This window comes from Bradyrhizobium sp. AUGA SZCCT0283 (assembly GCF_018130385.1).
In the GTDB taxonomy this organism is placed as follows: Bacteria; Pseudomonadota; Alphaproteobacteria; order Rhizobiales; family Xanthobacteraceae; genus Bradyrhizobium.
In genome coordinates this window covers 1-8,076 of record NZ_JAFCLU010000072.1, presented here as the reverse complement: position 1 = coordinate 8,076, position 8,076 = coordinate 1, and the positions used below count along the sequence as shown (strand labels likewise).

The following is an 8,076-nucleotide window of genomic DNA, read 5'->3' as shown; positions in this document are numbered from 1 at the left end:
CCCGATCCGCTTTCGAGGTTTTCCGCCGCGATGCCGGACAGCGTTACGCCCCGGACCTCGTAGCCCGCTGTTTCCCAGGCCTCCCGTGCCACGCCCAGCATTGCGCTCTTGCCGGTTCCGGCATGGCCGACGATGATTCCGAGATCGCGCCCATCCGTGACATGCACCAGCGCGTCGGCCTGCTCGCCCGAAAGGACAACACCGCGCGCTTCCCCACGCGCAAGAGCCGCTTCGCGATCCGCGTTACGCACCTCATAGCGTTCCCGTTCCGCCATGAGTTTGGCGGCATGGTGCAGCCGCCGTTCGGTGTCGATCATGGCGCTGGTCGTGAACCGATCTTCGCCGCGAGCGTCCTTGCCGAGTTCGACCAGATCGGGCGCATTGCGCATCGCGCCCATGACTTCGTTGAACTGCTCGATGCCATGGCTGTGCCGGTGCGCGAAGACAGCTATATCGCGGCGCGTGAAGGTCGATTGCTGCTGGGTGATCGCGTCCAGTCCAAGGGAAGGATCGGCGATGATCCTCTCGCCATTGCCGCGCGCGATCTCGCGGTGCAGTTCGGCGCGGTCGGCCTCATTGCCGTCGCCCTCGATGCCCCGATCCTCGATACGCTTAGCGGGCGCTCCGATCTGGCCTTGCGGCTCCAGTGCGATGCCCTGCGCTTCGAGACTCCGATGGTCGATGCGCGCGTCGATGTCGAGTTCGGCCAAGCGCTCATTGGCGATCTCCGCCCAGCGTTCGCGCCAGCGCTCGACCATCTCCGTGCGGTTCCAGTCCCGCACCTTCTGGCCAAAACCGTTCTCGTTTACCGCGCGCATGGTCAGCATGACATGGGCATGAGGTTTGGGCATGCCGTCCTCGGCCATGTCCCAATGCACATTGAGATCGGCGATCATGCCCTGGTCCACGAACTCAGCCTGCACGAAGTCGCGGGCCAGCTCGATCCCCTGAGCCTGGGTCATCTCGCGGGGAAGCGCGAATTCCACCTCGCGGGCAAGCTGCGCGTCCTTGCGGATCTCGAAGGCTTCAACATCGTTCCAAAGCCGTTCGCGGTCGCGCCACGCCTCCGGTGCGTTCTCCGGTAGCATCACCTCGGAATGCACGACGCCGCGCTTGGCCGAAAAGTCTTGGGCACGATCGAGGCGCTCGTCACGCAGACGCAAGCCCGAGCGGTAGGCGGCGGATGCCACCGCGCTTGCGCCGGACTTGCGGCCAAGGACCTTGACGTGAAGATGATAGATCGCCATCGCGACCGGATCATTGACACGGCAAAGCGCACGTCGGAACGACGTATAAGCGCGCCCTCCCTCGAAAAATTCTCGGGCGGGATTACACCGTCTCAAACCGTCCCGGCGACCTTACAGCATTATGTCCAGGGCTCAACTATCATCCCCTCATCAACATTACTGGAGAACGTGATGCGTAAGCCGCGGGATTTCGACGGGGAACTGAAAGCGCTTCAGGACAAGGCGCGCGACCTCAAGAGCCGCAAGGTGCAGCAGCTCGGCGAATTGGTCATCGCCACCGGGGCAGATAGCCTTAGCGTCGATGAACTGGCAGGCGCGCTGATCGTGCTGACTGAGACCAAAGATGCTGGAAAGAGGGAGGCATGGGCCAGGCGCGGAGCCGCGTTCTTTCAGAGCCGGGCGCGGCGAACTGCTCCGGCAGCTGAGCGCCACACTGGCGGCGCTCGGGTGCAACCGGGCGGCGCGCAACCGTCAACAGGCAGCAAGGGCGCGGCATGATATGCGCGCATGGCAAGTCGAGCGCCGCAAGCGCACGCGGCACCTGATCGAATTGGGCGGCCTCGTCGTCAAGGCTCGTGTGGTGGACCTAACCGGCGACGATCGCGCCATCATCCTCGGCGCGCTGCTCTGGATGGCAGACAAGCTCAAAAGCAATCAAGGGGAACAGGCGCGAGCGCTCTGGGCCGCAAAGGGAAAGGAGGCATTCGCTTTGGAACGGCCGATAGATGCGCCCACCATTTCGCAGGAAACGCCACAGAATCGGGCATGACGCGATGGCGGGCGGCGCGGAGACTTCAAATAGCGCAGCGCTGCCCGCCATCATGCGGCTTGGCGCCCGTGAATCGGCGCGGGGTCCCGACGCCAATCGGCAAGTTAAGCTATTGATCCAATTTGCGTTGGAGGGTCACTCTCGGGCGCTTATTCACAGCTACGGCTCCCGACTGGCAATCCACGACCCCTAGGATGACATCGGCTCCGTGGCACTTCCCCTTGGTCAAGCCGGCCGCCGGAGCGGCAAGGAAAAGTTGCAAGACAAGGTTGGAACCGTGGAAACGGAGAAGCGTCGAGTCACGTCAGAGTTATCACCACCGTCGAGGGTGAAATGGCCCTGCATTTCAGCCGCGTTGGTCCTGCAACAGAGGAGTTAGAGATATGGAGCGCGATCGAACGCGGCTTTTCGTTCGTAATCAGTAACGAGAGTAGAGATGGGCCCGGAGTTCACGGCAAGCCCGGCTTTGTAGCTTCTTGGCGTCCCATCGATATTAACAAGCCTGCGATCAGGGTGGGCGGATCACCCTTCAAGACGTTCGCCGAAGCCGAGACGGCCTGTGAGGCCATGTTGGCGCACCTGACCAGATAGCTTCGGCCTTGGCGCAGCCGACGCAAGCTGAAGAGGGACCAATGACAGTTTTTGTTTGCGTCAACACGAGCAAGCAGATCGGAGACAAAGACCACGTCAAGGTATTCGCAAATGTGGATGCCGCGGAAAAGTGGTTCGAGGAGAATGATCCTGAAGGCGTCGCGTTCGAGTACGAGGTATTAGAATAGTCGTTGATCCGCGCGCCTCTGCCGCGCGCACTTGCTGGTGGTAAATCGCGAGCGCACAATAGGGCTCGGTGTTGCACTTTGGTAACCCATTATTTTGCTCGCAAGCGATAAGTTCATCGCTTTGGGAGAGAGGCATATGGACGTGTATTTGAACACCAAAGGCGATCTGCTCGTTGTGAAGACGGGATATCCGATGCCGCCCGCTGCGGCGCAGGGAAAATGGCGGAAGAGCAGGAAGAGGGTCGTCAAAGTCAGCGACGAGATCAGCTCCGCGCTCCAGAGGCAGGGCTACTACATGCGCAAGCTAAGGGACCTGCATAGTAACAGAGACTAGCGCAAGAACGATCCTTCTCGGCAGCCTTCGATGTGCAATCTCTGCAGCATCACCACCGATCAAGAAGCCATCCGCGCGCTCTTCCGGGCAATGAACCGCTACGTCGGCAACCTGCGGCCAATGCCGGGCATCTTCCCCGACTATCACGCGCCGGTCGTTCGCAATGCGGGTACCGAACGCGAGTTAGTCATGATGCGCTGGGGCATGCCGCCACCGCCGCGTACTGGCGGTCCGCCGTCACAAATATCCGCAACACGTCATCGCCGCACTGGCGCGGATGGCTCAAGCCTGAGAACCGCTGCTTGGTCCCAGCCAACAGCTTTGCCGAATACGCACCGGAGCCCAATCCTGAGACCAAGAAGAAAGACGTGGTCTGGTTCGCGCTCAATGACGCCCGCCCGCTGTTCGCCTTCGCGGGCATGTGGACGACCTACAACGGGGATCGCGGCACCAAGTCGAAGCCAATACCGGGCCCGCACGAGGTCTACGGCTTCCTGACCACTGCGCCGAACGTGGTCGTCGAGCCCATCCATCCGAAGGCGATGCCGGTGATCCTAACGACCGATGAAGAGCGCGACGTTTGGATGCGCGCGCCGTGGGATGAGGCGAAGGCGCTGCAGCGGCCGTTCGCGGATGATGCGCTGAAGATCGACATGCGGGGAGCGGACAAGGATGATCAGTCAGCGGCGTAAAAGCAATACCTCACTGTAAAGGGGTGATACTATAGGCTTTCCCCGCCACTGCCGAGGGGGAGTACATCGATGAGCATCAGTACTACTGCCGCCCGAGCGGCTTTGGTGTTCGTTATAACCATAGTTTCTGGCGCCGCGTTCGCCCAAGGGGCCGTCCCAGCGAAGCGACCAACCGTTGGCGGCAAACCGATTGTTCAAGTAAAGCCGACCGCGCCGATGGGCTGCAAGCTTGTCGGAACGGTCAAGGGCACCAAGCTCTGGGCCGGTGAGTGCATGGCGGCGCCTGAACTGAGAACAACCACCCCGCCGGAAGATAAGGCGCTAACGCCGTCGCCGGAGAAAGAGACTGTTCCGAAGGGTCAGGAATAGGAGCACGAGGAAACAAGCGCGGCCTAGTGCACCGTTCCGTAATGCGGGGGATAGATCGCAGTCTGGCCGGAGATGAACTGTGAACTATTTCACAAATCTGACGCGTGAAGTGAGATAGAGATCGATCTTTCGCCAAGCGACAAAGATCAATTTGTTGGGGCGCAAGTGAAACGCGAGCTGTCAGCATTGGAGCAGCAAGCGGCCGACGCGCTGCGTCGGGCGAGAAGGCTCCCTGTTGGCGCCGATCGGAACGACTTACGGCAACTTGCCACGGGGCTTCTCTGGCTGCACCGCAACGGCATGGATGCCTTGACGAGACAGCGCCTCGAAGACGATTTTGACGGTGGCTCAATCGATCCTGGCGGCGATAGCCAAGCTACATTTGCAGAAGAACCGGTCGCTAACTATCGGGCTGATTGATCGCCGATTGATCGCACTGGGCATCACGGGTTTAGCGCATCTCAACGCAACGTCGAACCTGCAGTGCCCATACTACCCTAATGACCCAACCACGAGCCCGCTGGATCGATTCGGACCGGCTAAGCGCCCAGTGGCCGGAACGAACCGGCCGGTGTAAGCTTGATCTCCTTTCGGGTACCTGTTGCGTTGGAGTATTGCCATGCCCAGAACGGGCTGGTCGCCGAGTACCGTTCCTTACGGCGCGGATCAGACGGTCTACCTCGTGATCGACCGCTTTAAGAATGGCACCGTGTACCGCGAGACCGAGATCGAGCGCACGGACCTCGAAACCATCATCAGCGATTTTATGACCGGGCAGTTCAATGATCCGGTTCGCGTCGTCGCCTTCAACACGTTGGAGCATTGGGCGGACGACGTTTCCAAAGATGTCGCTCAACAAATACAGACCCGGTGCGACATTGCTGGTGAGCCCGTGCCCGAGCATATCCAAGACTTCGTTGATACCTATGCTGGCCCGACGCGGCAGCTATCGTTGCGACTGTGAGCGGCGGGAGAATGCAGGGCATTTCAGCGCAAAAAACCCGCGCAGAGAAGCGGCTCAGCAGCGGAGGCTGGGAGGCTGGCTGGGACCGCCCATTCCAACCGCCAGCAACTCGGAAACAAGCGGCCAACGGTCAGCCAAATTACCGCAACTCGGTTGATCGTTCCGAACTAGTTTGGAGTACCTCAGTTGGCGGCCTCTTACATCTCATGAAGTCGGTTCTTGTTGGTAACAGCAGCACCCCTCTCGGTATGACCCGGCTATGGCAGAGGTCGGCGTTAACGAAGAATTAAGTTCCGGCAACCATCCTTTCTCTTATGAGAGTTGCAATGGCTTCCATAGTTGCTCTCCTGCTTCTCAATTTGATGGATGAGCGATTTAACAACGCCCGCTACAGCCGGCCGACAGTCAGCATGCATGGTTGAAAAGATTATCAGATCATTCGGCTAAGTTTTCCGCGAGGCCACCATGGTTTCGGTCGATCATTTTGGTTACGAATTGCGCCGCCAACTGAATGAAGCCGCTGCGAGCGGAAGCAATCAACTCCTAGTAACTTCCCACGATCTGTGTCGAGCCGTCAGATCGGGCACGGCATGGCTGAACGCGTGCTGCGAAGCGATGGAACAGGAAGCTCGTGATGACGATATCGTTGTTCAGGACAGGAGCGGGCACGGAATGGCGGTTCGGTATCAGCTACCGCGTTAGCCGACTGGCGAACTAAGGGGTGCACTACGTTGCACGGGCCGAGACGCAAAAATGTCAAACGCGAAGTGCGGCGGCGGCGCTGGCAATCGGCATGGATCACAGCCCATGGTCTGACGAACCACGAATGCCGCCTGAGCAATCTGTCGCGATCCGGCGCAGAACTTGTTGTCGAAGTTGTAGACTTTTTGCCAAGCCGGTTCGAGATCACGTTGGTTCCCAACTCTGATAGAACTGAACTTTGTGAAGTGGTCTGGCGGCAGGGCAAGACAATCGGCGTTAAGTTCATTCACTAACGACCTCTTGGCGCTCTGCGGCGATGTCCGCGTACCTCGACGAGCCGACATTGAGGAGGCGCACGTCAGGTCCGCTAGGTTCCAAGAAGCGACATAGGCCACCGACGCGGTGGCGCGTAGGGTCAGGTTTCGGGGCCGCAGGTTGGAGGCAACCGTGAAGCAGTCTGAAATATACCGGCAAAACGCGGAGAACTGCGCCTACCTCGCGGAAGAGGCACCCAACGAACCGACACGCCAGCGGTACAAACGAATGGAAGCGGCTTGGAGATCGTTAGCCGACGAACAGGACTGGCTTGATGGAGAGCCGTCGCCTGTACGCAAAGGCGACGAACGGTTCTAGCTGCGCAACTGATCACTGCACTGCGAATCTTCGTCGGAACATCGCACCCATCACTCGCATTAAGAAAGCGGGTCGTCTTAATCCGAGAGGGACGGCCTGCACGGTCCTCGCCCCACCCAAAGCCCCTGCCCAAGGCGGGACCGTGCTTGGGCTCTCCGTACCGCAGTCTTTGCGAACTCCGACGCGGCCGACGCATGGATTGCTAAGAACGATCCCGAGGAGAATTTGCCCCAGCTTAGTCTGGGCGACGGAAGTTCGCTAAAGAAAACTGAACAGCTGTTAATGGAACCGGAACGAAGTCCTCAGCGCGGAATTGTTGTTGCGAGACCGTCGCCCGCCGTTACGAAACGGCGCATGTCGCGGCGCGGATAGCCAAAGGTCATTGGACCCGCTGTTCAAGAACAAGCGCTCGCGCACGTTAGCCAAAGGCGGCGGTCTCTATTCAATCTGAAAGACTGCTAGCGCTGACCTTGGCGTCGGGAGAACCGTTGTGCGACATCCTGTTGACATTGACACACGGCATAGTCGCGCGATCGTTCGAGAGATTGGCGAAAGACTAAGGTCGTCATTAAAGGAAGATCGAGAGTTGCCCGCGAATTTCAGAATGCAAATCGAGCGATTGCGCCAATCAGAACAACAGGCGTTAGCGGCACTCGATCCTGCTCAATCAGTGACACGGCAGCATCGCAAGAGCCAGTTCGGGCGAACGCAAGAGGGATGACCAAGAACTCGCCGCCTCCGGGCGGCTTTTTCCTTATCACTTAGCGCTCTGGCCGAGCGAATCCACGTTCGGTTGAAGAACGGCTCGGCTCGGCCCGTACAGACGGAGATAGGCGAACCGGGATTTGCCCGGGATCGTGAGCACCAAATCGCGCGAGGTTGGCCGCAGCCTCGCGGCCAGCGCTACAGGTCAACGCTAACTGATCCGCAGGGCCTGAAGGTTTGGAGCGAGCGCCCGTGCAAGCACCCCTCGTGTTTCTGGGCGTAGGCAAGCACGCCCATGATAATCAAAGCCACACGACCAATCCGGCTACCAGGTTCTGCACCATGGCTGTCACTCCAGGTGAACTCATGAACAAGGCGACCGGCTCGAATCGTGGGGATCAACGCCGGGGCAGCGCTCCCTCTCGAGCCGACCATGGGGCTGGGGCTGAAATGATCAGCGAGAGGTCGCGCAGCCAAAGAGAGCACAACCGTCGACCTGATGGCAGTGCAAAGTTGTTGCCGCGCTGCGCAAATTCGACATTGCCAGCGATGCTGGCGCTTTCGGGGCGAGCGGCCGAAATGGACCTTGATGATCAGCTGCTCGTGCGCCTGCCGGCGCCGCCCGAAGGGTGCCCCGCTCCAAGTGATGGACGGCAATTACCAGAGGCTGAGCGGCGTTTGTCCGTGGTGGAACGCCATGGTCGCCCGGCAATGCCCTGAATTCGATTCCCGCGAAAACCAACAACGGCCGATTTCTGCTAATGGGATGGTCCGGCCGTGCTCCTGCCCCGCCAGCAAGCGAAGTTAATCGGCATGGAAGCCTGCGTCGGCGCACATCACCTGAGCCGCAAACTCGCATCGCTTGGTCACGATGCCCGGTTG

9 protein-coding genes and 1 pseudogene are annotated in these 8,076 nt (G+C 59.8%); 9 read left to right on the top strand and 1 reads right to left on the bottom strand.

Features of this window, described 5'->3' with window-relative positions; genetic code table 11:
- The coding region (gene mobQ, locus JQ624_RS37615; RefSeq protein ID WP_212423909.1) for a MobQ family relaxase at positions 1–1,247 on the bottom strand (1,247 nt) is incomplete at its 3' end.
- Positions 1,248–1,418: 171 nt separating this feature from the next.
- Between mobQ and JQ624_RS37610 the strand changes: the two genes are divergently transcribed.
- The 9 genes and pseudogenes from JQ624_RS37610 (at position 1,419) to JQ624_RS37570 (ending at position 5,154) form a co-directional block, all read left to right on the top strand.
- Entirely contained in the window at positions 1,419–1,745 is a 327-nt protein-coding gene (locus tag JQ624_RS37610; protein WP_212423910.1) for a conjugal transfer protein TraD, read from the top strand.
- A 1-nt stretch (position 1,746) separates the two neighbouring features.
- The gene (locus tag JQ624_RS37605) at positions 1,747–2,016 is read left to right on the top strand and encodes a conjugal transfer protein TraD (protein ID WP_212423908.1); all 270 of its coding nucleotides are present in this window, start codon (positions 1,747–1,749) and stop codon (positions 2,014–2,016) included.
- 333 nt (positions 2,017–2,349) lie between these two features.
- Positions 2,350–2,607: a hypothetical protein gene (locus JQ624_RS37600; protein WP_212423907.1), complete on the top strand. Its 258-nt coding sequence runs from the start codon at positions 2,350–2,352 to the stop codon at positions 2,605–2,607.
- Between the two features lie 41 nt (positions 2,608–2,648).
- Entirely contained in the window at positions 2,649–2,795 is a 147-nt protein-coding gene (locus JQ624_RS37595; protein ID WP_212423906.1) for a hypothetical protein, read from the top strand.
- 136 nt (positions 2,796–2,931) lie between these two features.
- Entirely contained in the window at positions 2,932–3,129 is a 198-nt protein-coding gene (locus tag JQ624_RS37590) for a hypothetical protein (protein ID WP_212423905.1), read from the top strand.
- A 30-nt stretch (positions 3,130–3,159) separates the two neighbouring features.
- Positions 3,160–3,821 (top strand): annotated as a pseudogene (locus JQ624_RS37585) (SOS response-associated peptidase).
- 69 nt (positions 3,822–3,890) lie between these two features.
- Positions 3,891–4,190 carry a hypothetical protein gene (locus JQ624_RS37580; RefSeq protein WP_212423904.1) on the top strand — a complete coding sequence of 100 codons (300 nt, stop codon included), beginning with the start codon at positions 3,891–3,893 and terminating at the stop codon, positions 4,188–4,190.
- A 165-nt stretch (positions 4,191–4,355) separates the two neighbouring features.
- A complete protein-coding gene (locus JQ624_RS37575; RefSeq protein WP_212423903.1) occupies positions 4,356–4,610 on the top strand; it encodes a hypothetical protein in 255 nt (84 codons plus the stop codon).
- A 199-nt stretch (positions 4,611–4,809) separates the two neighbouring features.
- Positions 4,810–5,154, top strand: coding sequence for a hypothetical protein (locus tag JQ624_RS37570; RefSeq protein WP_212423902.1), 345 nt, complete (start codon positions 4,810–4,812; stop codon positions 5,152–5,154).
- The last annotated feature ends 2,922 nt before the right edge of the window (positions 5,155–8,076 follow it).